The organism is Streptomyces sp. NPDC052043 (assembly GCF_044548235.1).
In the GTDB taxonomy this organism is placed as follows: domain Bacteria; phylum Actinomycetota; class Actinomycetes; order Streptomycetales; family Streptomycetaceae; genus Streptomyces.
Genome location: NZ_JBIUBT010000009.1, coordinates 156,126 through 173,774, shown reverse-complemented (window position 1 = coordinate 173,774; position 17,649 = coordinate 156,126). Strand labels below are relative to the sequence as shown.

Annotated in this window: 15 protein-coding genes and 1 tRNA gene; 13 read left to right on the top strand and 3 right to left on the bottom strand. The window is 72.8% G+C overall.

The window, feature by feature from the left end; translation table 11 throughout:
• The first annotated feature begins 3 nt into the window (after positions 1-3).
• From glp to ACIHCX_RS23120, 6 genes are all read left to right on the top strand, one after another.
• The gene (glp, locus tag ACIHCX_RS23145) at positions 4-1,326 is read left to right on the top strand and encodes a gephyrin-like molybdotransferase Glp (RefSeq protein ID WP_400032362.1); all 1,323 of its coding nucleotides are present in this window, start codon (positions 4-6) and stop codon (positions 1,324-1,326) included.
• Positions 1,327-1,412: 86 nt separating this feature from the next.
• The gene (gene moaC, locus ACIHCX_RS23140) at positions 1,413-1,925 is read left to right on the top strand and encodes a cyclic pyranopterin monophosphate synthase MoaC (protein WP_400032360.1); all 513 of its coding nucleotides are present in this window, start codon (positions 1,413-1,415) and stop codon (positions 1,923-1,925) included.
• Positions 1,922-2,464 carry a molybdenum cofactor biosynthesis protein B gene (locus tag ACIHCX_RS23135; RefSeq protein ID WP_400032358.1) on the top strand — a complete coding sequence of 181 codons (543 nt, stop codon included), beginning with the start codon at positions 1,922-1,924 and terminating at the stop codon, positions 2,462-2,464. The genes moaC and ACIHCX_RS23135 overlap by 4 nt, the downstream gene beginning before the upstream one ends.
• 20 nt (positions 2,465-2,484) lie before the next feature.
• On the top strand, positions 2,485-3,111 hold the full coding sequence (locus ACIHCX_RS23130) for a GNAT family N-acetyltransferase (RefSeq protein ID WP_400032356.1): 627 nt from the start codon (positions 2,485-2,487) through the stop codon (positions 3,109-3,111).
• Positions 3,112-3,306: 195 nt separating this feature from the next.
• Entirely contained in the window at positions 3,307-4,578 is a 1,272-nt protein-coding gene (gene glpR / locus ACIHCX_RS23125) for a gephyrin-like molybdotransferase receptor GlpR (protein WP_400032354.1), read from the top strand.
• Between the two features lie 76 nt (positions 4,579-4,654).
• A tRNA-Ala gene (locus tag ACIHCX_RS23120) sits at positions 4,655-4,728 on the top strand.
• A 53-nt stretch (positions 4,729-4,781) separates the two neighbouring features.
• On the opposite strand, the gene ACIHCX_RS23115 is transcribed toward ACIHCX_RS23120, so the two are convergent.
• Positions 4,782-5,264: a GNAT family N-acetyltransferase gene (locus ACIHCX_RS23115; RefSeq protein ID WP_400032352.1), complete on the bottom strand. Its 483-nt coding sequence runs from the start codon at positions 5,262-5,264 to the stop codon at positions 4,782-4,784.
• A 145-nt stretch (positions 5,265-5,409) separates the two neighbouring features.
• Between ACIHCX_RS23115 and ACIHCX_RS23110 the strand changes: the two genes are divergently transcribed.
• Positions 5,410-6,213, top strand: coding sequence for an exodeoxyribonuclease III (locus ACIHCX_RS23110; protein WP_400032350.1), 804 nt, complete (start codon positions 5,410-5,412; stop codon positions 6,211-6,213).
• A gap of 10 nt (positions 6,214-6,223) precedes the next feature.
• On the opposite strand, the gene ACIHCX_RS23105 is transcribed toward ACIHCX_RS23110, so the two are convergent.
• Positions 6,224-6,844, bottom strand: a complete 621-nt coding sequence (locus ACIHCX_RS23105; protein ID WP_400032741.1) for a MerR family transcriptional regulator — start codon at positions 6,842-6,844, stop codon at positions 6,224-6,226.
• A 207-nt stretch (positions 6,845-7,051) separates the two neighbouring features.
• On the opposite strand from ACIHCX_RS23105, the gene ACIHCX_RS23100 reads away from it, so the two are divergent.
• The 4 genes from ACIHCX_RS23100 (at position 7,052) to ACIHCX_RS23085 (ending at position 10,852) form a co-directional block, all read left to right on the top strand.
• Positions 7,052-8,605: a flavin-containing monooxygenase gene (locus ACIHCX_RS23100; RefSeq protein WP_400032348.1), complete on the top strand. Its 1,554-nt coding sequence runs from the start codon at positions 7,052-7,054 to the stop codon at positions 8,603-8,605.
• Positions 8,602-9,669 (top strand): alpha/beta fold hydrolase, encoded by a 1,068-nt coding sequence (locus ACIHCX_RS23095; protein WP_400032346.1) that lies wholly within the window; start codon positions 8,602-8,604, stop codon positions 9,667-9,669. The genes ACIHCX_RS23100 and ACIHCX_RS23095 overlap by 4 nt, the downstream gene beginning before the upstream one ends.
• Positions 9,666-10,559: an SDR family oxidoreductase gene (locus tag ACIHCX_RS23090; protein ID WP_400032344.1), complete on the top strand. Its 894-nt coding sequence runs from the start codon at positions 9,666-9,668 to the stop codon at positions 10,557-10,559. Before ACIHCX_RS23095 ends, ACIHCX_RS23090 begins: the two co-directional genes overlap by 4 nt.
• A 95-nt stretch (positions 10,560-10,654) precedes the next feature.
• Positions 10,655-10,852 (top strand): hypothetical protein, encoded by a 198-nt coding sequence (locus ACIHCX_RS23085; protein ID WP_400032342.1) that lies wholly within the window; start codon positions 10,655-10,657, stop codon positions 10,850-10,852.
• Positions 10,853-10,997: 145 nt separating this feature from the next.
• Here ACIHCX_RS23085 and ACIHCX_RS23080 read toward each other — a convergent pair whose 3' ends face one another.
• Positions 10,998-14,444 (bottom strand): S41 family peptidase, encoded by a 3,447-nt coding sequence (locus tag ACIHCX_RS23080; protein WP_400032340.1) that lies wholly within the window; start codon positions 14,442-14,444, stop codon positions 10,998-11,000.
• Between the two features lie 155 nt (positions 14,445-14,599).
• Here ACIHCX_RS23080 and ACIHCX_RS23075 point away from each other — a divergent pair, with 155 nt between their 5' ends.
• Positions 14,600-15,199 carry a TetR/AcrR family transcriptional regulator gene (locus ACIHCX_RS23075; RefSeq protein WP_400032338.1) on the top strand — a complete coding sequence of 200 codons (600 nt, stop codon included), beginning with the start codon at positions 14,600-14,602 and terminating at the stop codon, positions 15,197-15,199.
• A 136-nt stretch (positions 15,200-15,335) separates the two neighbouring features.
• Positions 15,336-17,555 (top strand): MMPL family transporter, encoded by a 2,220-nt coding sequence (locus tag ACIHCX_RS23070; protein WP_400032336.1) that lies wholly within the window; start codon positions 15,336-15,338, stop codon positions 17,553-17,555.
• The last annotated feature ends 94 nt before the right edge of the window (positions 17,556-17,649 follow it).

Genomic DNA, 17,649 nt, shown 5'->3' with positions numbered 1-17,649 from the left:
GAGTTGAGCAGCGCCGAGCCCCGCACCGCCGGCCCGGACCACCTGTGGTCGGTGGACGAGCACCTGGAGGACGTCCTCACCACCGTCCGCCCCCTGGAACCCATCGAGCTGCAACTGCTCGACGCCCAGGGCTGTGTCCTGGTCGACGACGTCACGGTGCCGCTCTCCCTGCCGCCGTTCGACAACAGCTCCATGGACGGCTACGCGGTACGGGTCACGGACGTCTCGGGCGCGAGCGAGGAGGCCCCGGCCGTCCTGGAGGTCGTCGGGGACGTCGCGGCGGGCGCGGCCGGACTCCTCCGGGTGGGCCCGGGACAGGCCGCCCGGATCATGACCGGTGCCCCGCTGCCGCCCGGCGCCGAGGCGGTGGTCCCCGTGGAGTGGACCGACGGCGGGCTCGGCGAGGGCCCGGTGAGCGCGATGCGCGCCCGCAGCCTCGCCCCCGAGGGCGCCGACGGGCACGTACGCGTGTACCAGCCGGCCGAGGCACGCGCGCACGTACGCGCGAAGGGCAGCGACGTGGAGGAGGGCGAGCGGGCCCTGCGGGCCGGTACGGTCCTCGGGCCGCCGCAGATCGCGCTGCTCGCCGCGATCGGCCGCGGCACGGTCCTGGTGCGCCCGCGCCCGCGCGTGGTGGTGATGTCCACCGGCAGTGAACTCGTCCAGCCCGACGAGCAGCTCGGCGACGGCCAGATCTACGACTCCAACAGCTTCGCCCTGACCGCGGCCGCCCGGGACGCGGGCGCCATCGCCTACCGGGTGGGCGCCGTCGCCGACGACGCCGACACCCTGCGGTCCACCATCGAGGACCAGCTCGTCCGCGCCGACCTGCTGGTCACCACCGGCGGGGTGAGCGTGGGGGCGTACGACGTCGTCAAGGAGGCGCTGTCCCACGTGGGGGACGAGGACGAGCCGGGCGCCGGCGTGGAGTTCCGCAAGCTCGCCATGCAGCCCGGCAAGCCGCAGGGCTTCGGGACCGTCGGCGCCGACCACGTCCCGCTGCTGGCCCTGCCCGGCAACCCGGTGTCGTCGTACGTCTCCTTCGAGCTCTTCGTCCGGCCCGCCATCCGCACCCTGATGGGCCTTCAGGACGTCCACCGGCCGACCGTGCGCGCGACGCTCGCCGCGGACCGTGCGCTGAGCTCGCCGAAGGGACGCAGGCAGTTCCTGCGCGGGGCGTACGCCGACGGCGTCGTCAGGCCCGTGGGAGGCGCCGGATCCCATCTGGTCGCGGCCCTCGCGCAGGCCGACTCGCTCATCGTCGTCCCCGAGGACACCGAGTCCGTCGAGCCCGGCGCCGAGGTCGAGGTGGTCCTGCTCGGCTGAGCCGTGCGGGGTGGCGGTACCGTGTCGCGCACAACAGGCCCGTGCGCCGCACGGCGGCGGGCCCGGACCGGGAGCTCCACACGATCATGACTGTGCCTTCCCGGGGGGAGACCCCCGGACCCTCAGCGCCGGACCGGCTGACGCACATCGACGACGCGGGCGCCGCCCGCATGGTCGACGTCTCCGGCAAGGACGTGACCGCGCGCACCGCCCGCGCCAGCGGCCGCGTCCTCGTCTCGCCCCGCGTGGTCGAGCTGCTGCGCGGTGAGGGAGTGCCCAAGGGCGACGCCCTCGCCACCGCGCGGATCGCCGGGATCATGGGCGCCAAGCGCACCCCGGACCTCGTCCCGCTGTGCCACCCGCTGTCGGTGTCGGGTGTGAGACTGGAACTGTCGGTCGCGGACGACGCCGTGGAGATCGAGGCCACCGTGAAGACCACGGACCGCACGGGCGTCGAGATGGAGGCGCTCACCGCGGTGTCCGTCGCCGCGCTCACCGTGATCGACATGGTCAAGGCGGTCGACAAGGGAGCGGTCATCACGGACGTACGGGTGGAGGAGAAGACGGGCGGCACGTCGGGCGACTGGAGCCGGGCATGACGCTGGACGCATCGGCCGGAGGCGCACTGCTCGCGCCGTACAGCGCCCTGGTGGTCACGGCCTCCAACCGGGCCGCCGCCGGGGTCTACGAGGACACCGGCGGTCCGCTGGTCGCCGACGGCCTCAGGCGCGCCGGCTTCGCCGTCGACGGGCCGCAGGTCGTACCGGACGGAGACCCGGTGGAGGCCGCGCTGCGCGCCGCCGTCGAGGCCGGGTACGACGCCGTCGTCACCACCGGCGGCACGGGCGTCTCGCCCACCGACCGCACGCCCGAGGCGACCCGCCGGGTGATCGAGACCGAGGTGCCGGGCATCGCGGAGGCCATCCGGGCGTTCGGCATGCGCAAGGTGCCGACCGCGGCGCTGTCCCGCGGGCTGGCCGGAGTGGCCAAAGGGACGCTGATCGTCAACCTGCCGGGCTCGACGGGCGGCGTGAAGGACGGACTGGCCGTCCTGGAACCCCTGTTGGCGCACGCCGTCGACCAGCTGCGCGGCGGCGACCACGTCAGACGCGGCACCGGTAGTGGGGGTGCGCGCTGAACAGCCCATCCTGGCCCGTCGTGCTGGCGGAGGGCGATGTCGTCCTCCGGCCGATAAAGCTGCGCGACCAGCGGGCCTGGCGCGAGGTGAACCGGCGCAACCGGGACTGGCTCAGGCCCTGGGAGGCGACCATACCGCCGCCCACGCCCAGCGGGCCCATCACGCACCGGCCGACCTACCGGCAGATGGTGCGCCACCTCAGGTCCGAGGCGCACGCGGGCCGGATGCTGCCGTTCGTCATCGAGTACCAGGGGCGGCTGGTCGGGCAGTTGACGGTCGCCGGGATCACCTGGGGCTCGATGTGCTCGGGCCACGTCGGCTACTGGGTCGACGAGTCGGTGGCCGGCCGCGGGGTGATGCCGACGGCCGTGGCGATGGTCGTGGACCACTGTTTCCGCACCGTCGGACTGCACCGCATCGAGGTCTGCATTCGGCCCGAGAACGGGCCGAGCCGGCGGGTGGTGGAGAAACTCGGATTCCGCGAGGAGGGCCTGCGGCCGCGTTATCTCCACATCGACGGCGCCTGGCGGGACCACATGGTGTTCGCGCTCACCGCGGAAGAGGTGCCCGAAGGGCTGCTGGACCGCTGGCGCCGGACCCGTGCCCTGCGGGCGCGGAAGGAGAATCCCACCTCCCCCGGAAATTGAATAAATGTTCGAAATTGATCGGCGGGTGATCCGCACCGGACCCGCTCGCGATCGCCCGGGTGGCATTGAATTCGCGTCCTTGACGTCCTGCTGATCACATCGGTCGCAAAAAAAGTTCGAAATATCAGCCAGATCGTGCGACACACCGGCGCAATTGGCAGATGGCCTCACGCAAACCCCTCTACCGTGTGAGGCGTGAGCAGCAGCGGCCTCATCTACGCAGTCATTGTCGGGGCCTGGGCCGCCTACTTGGTGCCGATGTGGCTCCGTAGGCAGGACGAGCTGAACGAGGCCCGTCCGACGGAACGCTTCAGCACCGCCATCCGGTTCCTGTCCGGACGGGCGGGGATGGAGCGCCGGTACGCCAGGGACCTCAGGTCGCGCTCCGCCGAGGAGGGGGAGCGCGCCGACGCGGCGCCGGACGTCGTCACCGACTCGGTGGACGTCCGGGCCTTCGCCATGCCCCCGAACCGGTCGCCGGAGCGTAAGCAACCGCCGGTACGGGACGAGCGGAAGCGGCCTCCGGCGCGGGACGAGGGGGAGCAACCGCCGGTACGGGACGAGCGGGAGTCGGTGCGCGGCCCCGACGAGCGCGATCGGACCGGGAAGCCGGCCGCCCGCGTCGCGTCCCCGGCAGCCACCCCCGCCGCGGCCCCGTCCGCCGAAGCGTCCGCGCGTCCGCGGGTCCCCGCGGCCCGGCGGACGCCCCGCTCGGAGGCGTCCGCGGCGCGTGCCCGGCGCACCAAGGTCCTCGCCCGCCGCAGGCGCACCACCGTCATCCTCTTCCTCGCCTTCACCCTCGGCGCGATCGTCGCCGCGGTCGGCGGGCTCACCTTCCTGTGGGCGCCCGGCGTGCCCGCCGTGCTGCTCAGCGCGTACATCGCGTACCTGCGCTCCCAGGAGCGGCACCGCTTCGCCTACCAGATGGACCGCCGCCGCGCCGAGGTCGCCGCGCAGCGGCTGCGCGAGAGCCGCCGCCAGCCGCGCCGGCGCACGCCCCTGGACCCCGCCGCGGACGAGCCGGACGCGGGGCCCGAACCGGAGACGGACCCGGGCCTCTCCGCCCTCGCCGCGGACCGGCGTGCCCTGGTCGAGCAGACCGACCACGCGGAGTGGCTCGACCAGCAGCGCGAGCGTCAGCGCCGCCCCGGCCAGGGCGACAGCTGGGACCCGGTTCCGGTGCCGCTGCCCACCTACGTCACCGCCCCGGTCGCCCCGCGGGCCACCTCCGACGTGGACCTCGGCGCGCCGGACACCTGGAGCTCGGCGCGGTCGTCCGCCGCCTTGCCGGAGCAGGAGGCGGCGGCCCCGGCCGACCCCGCGCCGGCGGCCGAGGACCGGCCCGCCGCCGACGGCCGCACCGACGCCCGCCGCGCCGCCTCGGCCCGCCGCTCCCGCGAGCGCGGCCGCACTCCGCTCTTCGACCAGTACGAGGACGGCGGCCGCCCCCGCGCGGCCAACGAGTGACCCCCACCCCCCTGACCAGCCCGGGAACGGATTACCAACCACCCGCGCGGGGATGCTAGAGTTTCACTCGTTGCAAGGGCCTGTGGCGCAGTCCGGTAGCGCACCTCGTTCGCATCGAGGGGGCCAGGGGTTCAAATCCCCTCAGGTCCACGCAGCTCAAAGCCCCGGTCGGGAAACCGACCGGGGCTTTGACGTGTCGTGCGTCAGGAGTGAAGCGGCTTCGCCAGGCAGATGCTCGAGTCGTACGCGCGGTAGTAGCCGAACTTGGTGCACGGCTCGTAGCCGCTGGAGGCGTACAGGGCGACGGCCTCCGGCTGCTGGTCGCCGGTCTCCAGGACCATGCGGAGGCGCCCGGCCGCGCGGGCGTCGTCCTCCAGGACGGCGAGGACGCGGCGGGCCAGACCACGGCCGCGCATCGACTCGATCACGTACATCCGCTTGAGTTCGGCGTCGCCGTCCTCGTTGCCCTCGGCGTTCTTGTCCTGGCTGCGCCAGCCGCCCGTGGCGACGGGGGTGCCGTCCTCGGCGTAGGCGATCAGGAACAGGCCGTTCGGGGGCCGGAAGTCGGCCGCGTCGAGGGGCGTGGCGTCGCCGCCGTCGCCGTAGCGGACGTGGTACTCGGCCTGGACCTCGTCGTTCAGCTTGACGGCGTCGGGGTGGTCGAAGGGCACGGGGCGGATGTTCATGTGGGAACCGTCTGTCGATGCGGGTGTCGGGGCAGGTGACCTCCGGAAAGGCCTCGTCCAGTGTGCCGGTAGGGTGCCCGGGTGCTGACTGTGACCTCCGTCAATGCATCCGGAGGGGGTCGTCAGTGAAGGCAAGGAGAGCGTTTTGCTGACTGTGACCTCCGTCAATGTGAATGGACTGCGCGCCGCCGCCAAGAAGGGCTTCGTGGAGTGGCTCGCGGAGACCGGGGCCGACGTGCTGTGCCTCCAGGAGGTGCGGGCCGAGCCGCACCAGTTGCCGGAGCACGTCCGCACGCCGGACGGCTGGCACGTCGTGCACGCCCCGGCCGCCGTCAAGGGCCGCGCCGGCGTCTCCCTCTACACCCGCCGTGAACCCGACCGGGTCCGGGTCGGGTTCGGGTCGGCCGAGTTCGACGGCAGCGGGCGTTACGTCGAGGCCGACCTGCCCGGTGTCACGGTCGCCAGCCTGTACCTGCCCTCCGGCGAGGTCGGCACCGAGCGGCAGGACGAGAAGGTCCGGTTCATGGACGAGTTCCTCGCCCATCTCAGGGAGTTGCGCGAACGGGCCGCCGCCGACGGGCGCGAGGTGCTCGTCTGCGGCGACTGGAACATCGCCCACCGGCAGGCGGACCTCAAGAATTGGCGCGGCAACACCAAGAACTCCGGCTTCCTCCCGGAGGAGCGGGAGTGGCTGACCCAGGTCTTCGACCCGGCGGGCGGCGGGTACGTGGACGTGGTGCGAGCCCTGCATCCGGACGTCGAGGGGCCGTACACCTGGTGGTCGTACCGCGGGCGGGCCTTCGACCACGACACGGGATGGCGGATCGACTACCACGGGGCCACGCCCGGGCTCGCTGCCAAGGCCGTCAAGGGGTACGTGGAGCGTGCGGCCACGCATGCCGAGCGGTGGTCCGACCATGCCCCGGTGACCGTCGTGTACGACGTTTAGGGGCCGGCTACTACGGCTGCTTGCGCAGCCGCCGGTCCAGGGCCATCGACACTTCCGCCTCCACCACGCTCTTCGCCAGCGGGCGCAGTCGTTTCAGGTCGTCCTCGGGGGCGTGACGCAGGATCAGGGCGGTGAAGAGTTCGGCGAGGGCGTCGGCGTGTTCGCGGACGCGGCGGGCGGCTGCGAGGACGTCGGCGAGGGGGATGCCCTCGCGGACCAGGGCGGCGGAGACGTCCAGCAGACGGCGGCTGATGTGCACGAGGTCGTCGCCGTCGGTGCCCAGGTAGCCGAGTTCCATGGCGGCGGCCAGGTTCTCGGCGGTGACCTCGCCCGCGAAGTGGTCGGCGAGTTCCGCGGGGGTCAGGCGGACCGGGGTCTCCTCGGTGGGGGCGCCGAGGCCCAGCAGGTCGCCGACGTCGCGGCCGTGGTCGAAGGCCTCGGCCAGTTCGGCGATGCCGTTCAGCGTGTGGCCGCGTTCCAGCAGCGCCGAGATCGTGCGCAGGCGGGCCAGATGGTGGTCGTCGTACCAGGCGATACGGCCCTCGCGACGCGGCGGCGGGATCAGTTTGCGCTCACGGTAGAAGCGCAGGGTGCGCACGGTGATCCCGGCCAGCCGGGCCAGCTCCTCCATGCGGTACTCGCGTCGGTCGCCGCGTGCTCCACCGTCTCCTGCCACGGGAGCAGCCTATGTTGTACCGGCGGTAACTTTTCCTCGGTCGCACCCCTACCGATCGGTACGGACCTCCTCTACCCTCCCCATTGCGCCAGTGTTCACTGGCAGAGTCGCTGAAGACTGAAACGCAGGTCGCTGTACGCGAGTTCATGGGAGGGGCGCTCAATGGCCGAGCACGAGCACGAGCATGAGCACGAGGACCGGCATGTGCGGGTGGCGGTGATCGGGTCCGGCTTCGGCGGACTGGGCGCCGCGGTGCGGCTGCGCCGGGAGGGGATCACCGACTTCGTCGTGCTGGAGCGGGCCGGCAGCGTCGGCGGCACCTGGCGCGACAACAGCTACCCGGGGTGCGCCTGCGACGTGCCCTCGCACCTGTACTCGTTCTCGTTCGCGCCCAACCCCGACTGGCCGCGCACCTTTTCCGGGCAGGAGCACATCCGCGCCTACCTGGAGCACGTCGCGGACGTCTTCGGTCTCCGCCCGCACCTGCGGTTCCACTCCGAGGTCACGAGGATGACCTGGGACGCGGACAAGCTGCGCTGGGACATCGAGACCACCGGCGGGAACCTGTCGGCCGACGTCGTGGTCAGCGCGACCGGCCCGCTGTCCGAACCGAAGGTCCCGGACATACCGGGGCTCGACTCCTTCCCCGGCAAGGTCTTCCACTCCGCCCGCTGGGACCACGACCACGACCTCGCGGGCAAGCGGGTCGCCGTGGTCGGCACCGGGGCCTCCGCGATCCAGATCGTGCCGTCCCTCCAGCCCGAGGTCGCCCGGCTCACTCTCTTCCAGCGCACCCCGCCGTGGGTGATGCCCCGCGTCGACCGCGAGATCAGCGGCGTCGAGCGCCGGATGCACCGCGCCCTGCCGCCGACCGCGCGACTGCGCCGCGGACTGCTGTGGGGCATCCGGGAGATGCAGGTCCAGGCGTTCACCAGGCATCCGGGCCAACTCGGTTTCGTGGAGCAGCTCGCCAAGCGCAACATGGCCCGCGCCATCAAGGACCCGGACCTGCGCGCCAGGCTCACCCCCGACTACCGCATCGGCTGCAAGCGGATACTGCTGTCCAGCACGTACTATCCGGCCCTCGCGCAGGACAACGTGGACGTCGTCGCCAGTGGACTGAGCGAGGTCCGCGGGTCGACCGTCGTCGCCGCCGACGGCACCGAGGCCGAGGTGGACGCGATCGTCCTCGGCACCGGCTTCCACGTCACCGACATGCCGATCGCGGAGCGGGTGGTCGGCGTGGACGGCCGTACGCTCGCCGCGAGTTGGAAGAACGGCATGGCGGCGCTGCGCGGGGCGTCCGCGGCCGGCTTCCCGAACTGGATGACGATCATCGGCCCCAACACCGGCCTCGGGAACTCCTCGATGATCCTGATGATCGAGTCCCAGCTGAACTACCTGGCCGACTACCTGCGTCAACTGCACGTCCTCGGCGGCCGGGCCGCTCTCGACGCCCGCCCCAGCGCCGTGAACGCCTGGAACCGCAAGGTGCAGGAGCGTATGAAGCGCACGGTGTGGAACACCGGCGGCTGCACCAGCTGGTACCTGGACGCGAGCGGCCGCAACACCACCGTCTGGCCCGGTACGACCACCGAGTTCCGGCAGGCCACACGGCGGGTGGATCTCGCGGAGTACCAGATACTCCGGGCGCCCGGAGCCAAGGGCGCGGCGGGTCGGACCCCGGCGCGGCGGCCCGCGGAGGTGGACGCGTGAGCCGCCCCGCGCGCCGGACGGTCCAGGGCCGCCCGGAAGACGACGCCGCCCCGGATCCGTACGCCCCTCCCGTCCCCGCCCGCGAACTCACCGCCGTCTCCGCCGACGGCGCCCGGCTGCACGTCGAGGTGCACGGGCCGGTGGACGACCCCGCTGTCCCGGCCGTCGTCCTCGCCCACGGCTGGACCTGCTCCACCGCCTTCTGGGCCGCGCAGATCCGGGACCTGGCCGCCGACCACCGCGTCATCGCCTACGACCAGCGCGGCCACGGACGCAGCCCGGCGAGCCGGAGATACGGCACCGACGCGCTCGCCGACGATCTGGAGGCCGTGCTCGCGGCGACGCTCGCGCCCGGTGAGAAGGCCGTGATCGCGGGCCACTCGATGGGCGGGATGACGGTGATGGCCGCGGCCGGCCGGCCCGGATTCCAGGAGCACGCGGCGGCCGTTCTGCTGTGCAGCACGGGCAGTTCACGGCTGGTCGCCCGGTCGACCGTCGTACCGATCCGGGCCGGCCGGCCGCGCACCTGGCTGACCCGGCGCGTCCTGGGCTCCCGGGCACCGCTCGGGCCGGTCACTCCGCTCGCCCGGCGGATCCTCAAGTACGGCACGATGGGCCCCGGTTCGACCCCGCACATGGTCGAGGCGTGTGCGCGGATCGTGCACGCCTGCCCGCGCCGGGTGCGCCACGCCTGGTCGCAGGTGCTGGACGGGCTCGATCTCGACCACCAGGTGCGGCGGTTGAGGGTACCGGTAGCGGTGGTCGCGGGCACGGCCGACCGGCTGACCCCGCCGGAGCACGCGCGGGCGCTGGCCGCCGCGCTGCCCGACTGCCTGGGCCTGACCGAGCTGCCGGGTCTCGGCCACATGACGCCGGTGGAGGCACCCGGGACGGTCACCGGGAGGATCCGGGAACTCGTGTCCGGCCGGATCACCGGCCGGAGCACCGGCGGGGTCACCGGCCAAGTCCCTGCCCAAGTCCCAAGCCGGGCCAGCGGCCAGGACGCCGGTCCGGGAAGCGCACACGAGCAACACGACGACGCACGGATCGGGGAGGGCGCGTGAGCAGGGTGAGCCTGGAGGACAAGGTCGCGGTCGTCACGGGGGCCGCGCGCGGCGTCGGTGAACTGCTCGCCCGCAAACTGTCCGCGCGGGGCGCGAAGATCGCGCTGGTCGGCCTGGAGCCGGAGCTGCTCGAACAGGTCGGCAAGCGGCTGCACGGCGAGAGCGCCCACTGGCACGCCGACGTCACCGACCACGAGGCGATGGCCCGGGTCGCGGCGGAGGTCCGGGAACGGTTCGGCAGGGTCGACATCGTGGTCGCCAACGCCGGTGTGGCGAGCGGCGGTCCGTTCGCCGACTCCGATCCCGACTCCTGGCGGCGGGTGATCGAGGTCAACCTCATCGGATCCGCGGTCACCGGGCGGGCGTTCCTGCCGGCGCTCACCGCGAGCCGTGGCTACCTGCTCCAGATCGCCTCGCTCGCCGCCATCACCCCGGCGCCGATGATGACGGCGTACTGCGCCTCCAAGTCCGGTGTGGAGGCGTACGCGCACAGCCTGCGGGCCGAAGTCGGCCACCGGGGCGTGCGGGTGGGCGTCGCCTACCTGTCGTGGACCGACACCGACATGGTGCGCGGGGCCGACCAGGACGACGTCATGCGGGAGTTGAGGCAGCGGCTGCCGTGGCCGGCCGGCCGGACCTATCCGCTGGGACCGGCGGTGGACCGGATCGTGGCCGGCATCGAGCGGCGCTCCGCCCATGTGTACGGGCAGTGGTGGCTGCGCGGGATGCAGGGCGTGCGCGGGTGGCTGCCGGGCGTCGTCGGGACCGTGGGGCAGCGGGAGGTACGGCGCTTCGCGGACCGGCTGTCGGGGGTGCGGACCGGGCTGGTCGGGGCGGGTGGGGCGGCCGACGAACGGCAGCGGTCCGGACCGGCTACGCACCGTCATTGATCGACATGCGCAGGGTCACCGCCCGTGTGAATCTGGTCGAGGCCGATCCCCTAGCCCACTTGGGGATCCCACTCACCCACACGGGAGTGAACAGCATGGGTATGAAGGACAAGTACCAGGAACCGGGCGAGCAGCGGCAGCAGCAGGGCCGGCAGCGCCCCGGCGAGCGTCCCGGCGAGGGCCGCGAGAAGGCCGGGCAGCGCGGGTCCCAGCCGCGCGAGCGTGGGCGTCACGACGCCCAGGACACGCCGGACGAGATGGAAGACCGTCTCAACCAGGACTACGACCGCTAGCCACGGCCGCTGGTCCGCGTTGTCGCTGCGCTCGGCTTCGGCCGTGACGGCGTGGGGTGCCCCGGAGTCCCGGGGCACCCCACGTCCGTGTGGTGAGGGGGTCAAGTCCTGTCGCTGCATGTCCTGTCGCACCAAGTCCCGTCGTTCAGCGGCGTGGAGGGAGCTTCGGGCGCGAACGGTCGGGGACGTCACGGTAGTCCGGCGGGGTCGCCGCCCCCTTGGCGTCCAGGAGTTCCAGGGCCAGTTCGATCGCGTCGTCCATCTCGACATGGCGGCCCTCGGCCCAGTCCAGGGGGGTGCGCAGGCTCTCCACGTCGGGGGTGACGCCGTGGTTCTCGACCGACCAGCCGTAGGCGTCGAACCAGGCCGCGTTCATCGGCACCGTGATCACCGTGCCGTCGCCGAGGCGGTGCCGGCCGGTCATGCCGACCACCCCGCCCCAGGTGCGCTGGCCGACCACGGGACCCAGCTTGAGCAGCTTGAAGGCGGCCGTGATCATGTCGCCGTCGGACGAGGTCGCCTCGTCGGCGAGGGCCACGACGGGTCCGCGGGGCGCGTCGGAGGTGTACGACACCGGCTGGGCGTTGCGGGTCAGGTCCCAGCCGAGGATGGTGCGGGTCAGCTTCTCGATGACCAACTCGCTGATGTGGCCGCCCGCGTTACCGCGGACGTCGACGATCAGCGCGGGCCGGGACACCTCCATGCGCAGGTCCCGGTTGAACTGTGCCCAGCCGGAGCCGCCCATGTCGGGGATGTGCAGGTAGCCGCACCGGCCGCCGCTCAACTCCCGTACCACGGCTCGGCGTTTGGCCACCCAGTCCTGGTAGCGCAGCGGCCGTTCGTCGATCAGCGGCACGACGGCGACCCGGCGCGGTGGTCCCTGGCCCTCCGCGGGGGAGAAGGTCAGCTCCACCGTCGTGCCGCCCGTCCCCGCGAGCAGCGGAGCGGGGCCCGTCACCGGATCCACCGGGCGCCCGTCGACATGGGTGAGGGCCGCGCCGTCGCGGATGCCCGCGCCGGCCAGCGGGGAGCGGGCCTTGGAGTCGGAGGAGTCGCCGGGCAGGATCCGTCGGACGATCCAACGGCCGTCGTGGTACGTCAGGTTGGCGCCGAGCAGGCCCTGAAGGCGCTGGTAGTGCGCGGGGCCCTCGTTGCGGCGGGCGGGGGAGACGTAGGCGTGGGAGGTGCCCAGCTCGCCCAGGACCTCGCGCAGCAGGTCGGCGAACTCGTCCGGGGACGCGACGCGTTCGACCAGCGGGCGGTACTGCGCGAGCACCGCGTCCCAGTCGATGCCGCACATGTCCGGTTCCCAGAAGTAGGCGCGGATCAGCCGGCCGGCCTCGGCGTACGCCTGGTGCCACTCCGCGGCCGGGTCGACCACGTGCAGGATCCGGCGCAGGTCGATCCAGGTCGTCGTGTCGCTGTCGCCGATCTCCGTGGACGGCACCGCGCGCAGGTCGCCCTCGTCGACGACGACCAGCCGGGTGCCGTCGCCGCTCACCGCGAACCAGTCGAGATGGCCGACGAGTTCGTACTTCTTGGCCTTGCTGATGTTGAAGTGTTCCAGTGTCGGCCGGCCCGTGGTGTCGTCCGGGTTGACGAACGTCTCGCCCAGGGCACCGGAGATCGGCCAGCGCAGCCAGACCAGGCCGCCGCCGGCGACCGGGCGCAGTGCCGAGTACTTGGAGGCGATGACCGGGAACGGGGTGACCCGGTTCGCCAGGCCCTCGACCTCCACGGTCACCGCGCCGGACTCGCCGGTCTCCTCGTCCTCGACGGGGTCCAGGCCGCCGGCCGCCGGCCGTCCCTCGGGGTTCAGCGCGAAGGGGGACGGGGTCGCGGAGGACAGCGGAACGAGGTAGGGCTTGCAGCCGAGCGGGAAGGACAGGTCGCCGGTGTGCACGTCGTACACCGGGTCGAAGCCGCGCCAGGACAGGAAGGCCAGATACCGGCCGTCCCGGGTGAACACCGGGTTCTCGTCCTCGAAGCGGCCGTTGGTGACGTCGACGATCAGCCGGTCCTGGATCCGCGCCAGCCTGATCTGCCGCAGCGAACGCCCGACCCCGGGATGCGACCAGGTCAGCCACGCCCCGTCGGGCGAGAACGCCAGATCGCGCACGGGCCCGTTCACGGACCGCACCAATTCGGTGAGACGGCCGGCGGAAGCGTCCGTCGTATCGGTTCCGGCCGTACCGGTCTCGGCGGCAGTGGTTCCGGCCGCACCGTCCGGCGCGTCCGTGGCGGCGGAGCCGTCCGGCGCACCGGGCGCGGTGGGCTCCCCGTTCGGCGAGGCGCCCGCGTCTGTGCCCGCGGCCGTGCCCACGTCCGCGCTCGCGACTGCGGCCGCCTCCGTCGCCTCCTCGCTCACGTCGCTCACGTCGAGCAGCAGCAGGCGGCCGTCGTGGGAGGCGAGGGCCAGGCGTTCGCCGGCGGGGTCGGAGGCCATCTCCAGGACGCGGCCGAGGCGGCCGGAGGCGAGCCGGCGGGGCGGGCGGGCGCCGCTGGCCCGGGGGAGGTGGGTGATCTCGACGGCGTCGTCGCCGTCCGCGTCGGTGACGTAGGCGACCTGGCCGGTCTCGCCGAGCATTTCCGGCAGCCGGATGCGCACACCCGGCGTGTCGATGAGGGTGCGGGCGGGGCCGTCGCGGTGGGTCAGCCAGTGCAGGGAGCCGCGTACGACGACCGCGCTGGCCCGGCCCGTCTCGTCGACGGAGATGCCGTCGACGTGCTGGGCGGCCGGCACCTGGTAGCGGCGGCGGCCCGCCCGCGGTCCGCTCGGCCGCACCTCGAGCCGGTGCGGGACCGAGTCCGCGGACAGGTCGTCCACGAGCCACAGGTCGCCCGCGCACTGGTACACCACCCGGGTCCCGTCGCTGGAGGCGTGCCGGGCGTAGAAGGCGTCGTGGTCGGTGTGCCGGCGCAGGTCGGAGCCGTCGGGGGCGCAGGAGTAGAGGTTGCCCACGCCCTCGTGGTCGGAGAGGAAGGCGATCCGGTCGCCGACGAACATCGGGCTGGCCAGGTGCCCACCGATGTCGGGGAGCAGCCGCTGCCCGTGCAGCCACAGGCGGCCCGTCGCGCCGCCCCGGTACCGCTTCCAGGAGGCCGGCTCGTGCGGCGGCGTCCCGGTGAGCAGCAGGGTCTTGTGGCCGCCTTCCACGTCGGCGACCTGGAGGTCGGAGACCGGTCCCCAGGGCAGCTTGCGGCCGGGGGAGCCGTCGGTGCCGACCTTGTAGGCCCAGGTGAAGTAGGAGAACGGCTCGCCGTGGGAGGCGACGGCGAGGATGTCGGTGCGGCCGTGTTCGTCGGGCGGCGCCCACCCGCACACCCGGGTGTCGGTGCTGCCCCAGTAGGTCAGCTGACGGGCCGGTCCGCCGTCCACCGCGACCAGGTGGATCTCGGGCACCAGACTGCGCCAGCTCGTGTACGCGATGTGCCGACCGTCGGGCGAGAAGCGGGGTGGGCCGACCTTGGTCCGGTCCACCGTGAGGCGCCAGGCACGGGCCGCTCCGTCGAGCGGTGCCAGCCAGAGGTCGTCCTCGGCCACGAAGCACAGCAGGTCGCCGCTGAGGTGCGGCAGGCGCAGATAGGTCACCTTCCCATGCTTTGCCCGGGTATGGACCGGAGCAACTTATGCGGAACCGACAGTCGTGACGCGGGACACGTACGAAACGGTTTCGTTTCGTTCGGGGCCTGCGTTAGAGTCCTCGTGTACGAAACGGTGTCGTTCCACGTGGGAAGGCGGCAGAGATGGGCGAGGTCGCGACCGGGCGCCGCAGCCGTATCACGCCCGAGCGCGAGGCGGAGCTGTACACCGCCGTGCTCGACCTGCTGCGCGAGGTCGGCTACGACTCCCTCACCATGGACGCCGTCGCCGCCCGCACCCGGTCCAGCAAGGCCACCCTCTACCGCCAGTGGGGCGGCAAGGCGGAGCTGGTCGTGGGCGCCATGCGGCACGGCAAGCCGGTGCGGCCCGACGGGATCGACACCGGGACGCTCCGCACCGACCTGCACGCCCTCGTCACCCGCGAGGACGACTGCGCCATGGAGCAGAACTCCGCGCTGATGCGGGCCCTGGCCATGGCGATGCACACCAACCCGGACCTCAGACAGGCCTTCCGGGAACAGCTCGTCGAACCGGAGACGGCCGAGTTCCGCGGTCTGCTGCAACGCGCCGTGGACCGGGGCGAGATCCGGGCGGACTGCCCGGCGCTGGACTTCGTGGTGCACATGCTGGTCGGCGGGTTCGCCGTCCGCGCGCTCATCGAGGGCCGGCCGCCGACCCAGGCCTTCCTCCACTCGTACATCGACGCCGTGGTCCTCCCCGCCCTCGGCGTACCCACCTCCTGACACCTCTCCCCAGCAAGCCCACCCTCTGACGTCACCTCCCCCATTGCCTCAAGGGCATGGGCGGTGCCCGCAACGTCGTCGGGCTGATCACCCCTGCCCACCTTCACCCCCACGACCTGACCGGGAGTACGTCAACGTGGCCACGTTCCTCTACAGACTCGGCCGTCTCGCCTTCAGGCGACGGCACTTCGTAGCCCTGATCTGGGTGGCGCTGCTGACCCTCGCCGGCGTCGGCGCCGCCTCCGCGCCGGCCGCCGGCAACAGCTCCTTCTCCATTCCGGGCACCGAGGCGCAGAAGGCCTTCGACCTGCTGGAACAGCGCTTCCCCGGAACGAGCGCCGACGGGGCCACCGCCCGCGTGGTGTTCAAGGCGCCGAGCGGCGAGAAGGTGACGGACGCCCGGAACAAGGCGACCGTCGAGAAGACCGTCGACAAGCTGTCCCGCGGCTTTGAGGTCGCCTCCGTGGACGACCCCTACACCACGCGGGCCGTCAGCCAGGACGGCACGATCGCCTACGCGTCGGTGCGGTACAAGGTCTCCGGCATGGAACTGGAGGACTCCTCCCGCACCGCCCTGAACGAGGCCGCGCGGCAGGCGCGGGACGCCGGGCTGACCGTGGAGGTCGGCGGCGACGCCCTCCAGACCGCGCCGCAGATCGGCGCGAGCGAGGTCATCGGCATCGCGATCGCGGCCGTCGTCCTCGTCATCACCTTCGGCTCGCTCCTCGCGGCCGGACTGCCGCTGCTGACCGCGCTCATCGGCGTCGGCATCGGCGTCTCGACGATCACCGCCCTCGCCCACACCCTGGACCTGGGCTCCACCACCTCCATCCTGGCCACGATGATCGGCCTCGCGGTCGGCATCGACTACGCCCTGTTCATCGTCTCCCGCTACCGCGCCGAACTCGCCGAGGGCCGCGAGCGCGAGGAGGCGGCCGGACGGGCCGTCGGCACGGCGGGCTCCGCGGTGGTCTTCGCCGGGCTCACGGTCGTGATCGCCCTCGTGGGCCTGTCCGTGGTCAACATCCCGATGCTGACGAAGATGGGCCTGGCGGCGGCCGGCACGGTCGTCGTCGCCGTCCTCATCGCGCTGACGATGATCCCGGCGCTGCTGGGCTACGCGGGCCGCAAGGTCAAGCCGGCCGGCGCGGCGAGCGGACTGCTCCGCCGCGGGCGCCCCGCGCGGCAGCCGGACCGCCCCAACATGGGCACCCGCTGGGCGAGCTTCGTCGTCCGCCGCCCGGTCGCCGTGCTGCTGCTCGGCGTGCTCGGCCTGGGCGCCGCCGCGATCCCGGCCGCCTCCCTCGAACTGGGCCTGCCGGACGACGGCTCCCAGCCCGTCTCCACCACCCAGCGCCGCGCCTACGACCTGCTCTCGGAGGGCTTCGGCCCCGGCTTCAACGGCCCGCTGATGGTCGTGGTCGACGCCAAGGACAGCGCCGACCCCAAGGCGTCCTTCACCAAGGTCACCGACGAGATCAAGGGCCTCAAGGACGTCGTGACGGTGACGGACGCGCGGCCCAACAAGGCCGGCGACACCGCGACCGTGACCGTCGTCCCGGACTCCAAGCCGTCCTCCACCGCCACCGAGGACCTGGTGCACGCCATCCGCGGCGCGGGCGGCGACATCGAGGCGAAGACCGACGCGAAGGTCCTGGTCACCGGCTCCACGGCGATGAACATCGACGTCTCGCAGAAGCTCAACGACGCGCTGCTGCCGTATCTGGCGCTGGTGGTCGGCCTGGCCTTCCTGCTGCTGATCGTGGTCTTCCGCTCGGTCCTGGTCCCGCTCAAGGCGGCGCTCGGCTTCCTGCTGTCGGTGCTGGCGGCGCTCGGCGCGGTGGTCGCGGTCTTCCAGTGGGGCTGGCTGTCGGGCCTGATGCACGTGGAGGAGACCGGCCCGGTGATGTCGATGATGCCGATCTTCATGGTGGGCGTCGTCTTCGGCCTCGCGATGGACTACGAGGTGTTCCTCGTCACCCGGATGCGTGAGGCGTACGTCCACGGCGAGAAGCCGGGCCAGGCCGTGGTGACCGGGTTCCGGCACGGCGCGCGGGTGGTGACGGCCGCCGCGGTCATCATGATCGCCGTCTTCTCCGGCTTCATCGGCTCCAGCGAGTCGATGGTCAAGATGATCGGCTTCGGCCTGGCGATCGCGGTGTTCTTCGACGCGTTCATCGTGCGCATGGCGATCGTGCCGGCGGTGCTGGCCCTGCTGGGCCGCAGGGCCTGGTGGCTGCCGAGGTGGCTGGACCGCGCCCTGCCCAACGTGGACGTGGAGGGCGAGGGCCTGCGCACCGAGCAGCGGCCGGAGCACGCCGACCCGGACGGCGACCGGGCGCTGGTACGGGCGTGAGCCCCCGGCTCCGGTGAGAGGACCGGCCGGTGAGGGTGCCGTGGGGACGGCGCACCCTCACCGGCCTCGGTCGTTTCGGCCGCCCCGTCCACGA

What these genes read in the sequence shown, in the direction of transcription:
- moaC (WP_400032360.1), top strand. Translation starts at nt 1,413, where the DNA reads ATGACTGTGCCTTCCCGGGGGGAGACCCCCGGACCCTCAGCGCCGGAC.
- ACIHCX_RS23135 (WP_400032358.1), top strand. Translation starts at nt 1,922, where the DNA reads ATGACGCTGGACGCATCGGCCGGAGGCGCACTGCTCGCGCCGTACAGC.
- ACIHCX_RS23115 (WP_400032352.1), bottom strand. Translation starts at nt 5,264, where the DNA reads ATGAACATCCGCCCCGTGCCCTTCGACCACCCCGACGCCGTCAAGCTG.
- ACIHCX_RS23105 (WP_400032741.1), bottom strand. Translation starts at nt 6,844, where the DNA reads ATGGAGGAGCTGGCCCGGCTGGCCGGGATCACCGTGCGCACCCTGCGC.
- ACIHCX_RS23100 (WP_400032348.1), top strand. Translation starts at nt 7,052, where the DNA reads ATGGCCGAGCACGAGCACGAGCATGAGCACGAGGACCGGCATGTGCGG.
- ACIHCX_RS23085 (WP_400032342.1), top strand. Translation starts at nt 10,655, where the DNA reads ATGGGTATGAAGGACAAGTACCAGGAACCGGGCGAGCAGCGGCAGCAG.
- ACIHCX_RS23075 (WP_400032338.1), top strand. Translation starts at nt 14,600, where the DNA reads ATGGGCGAGGTCGCGACCGGGCGCCGCAGCCGTATCACGCCCGAGCGC.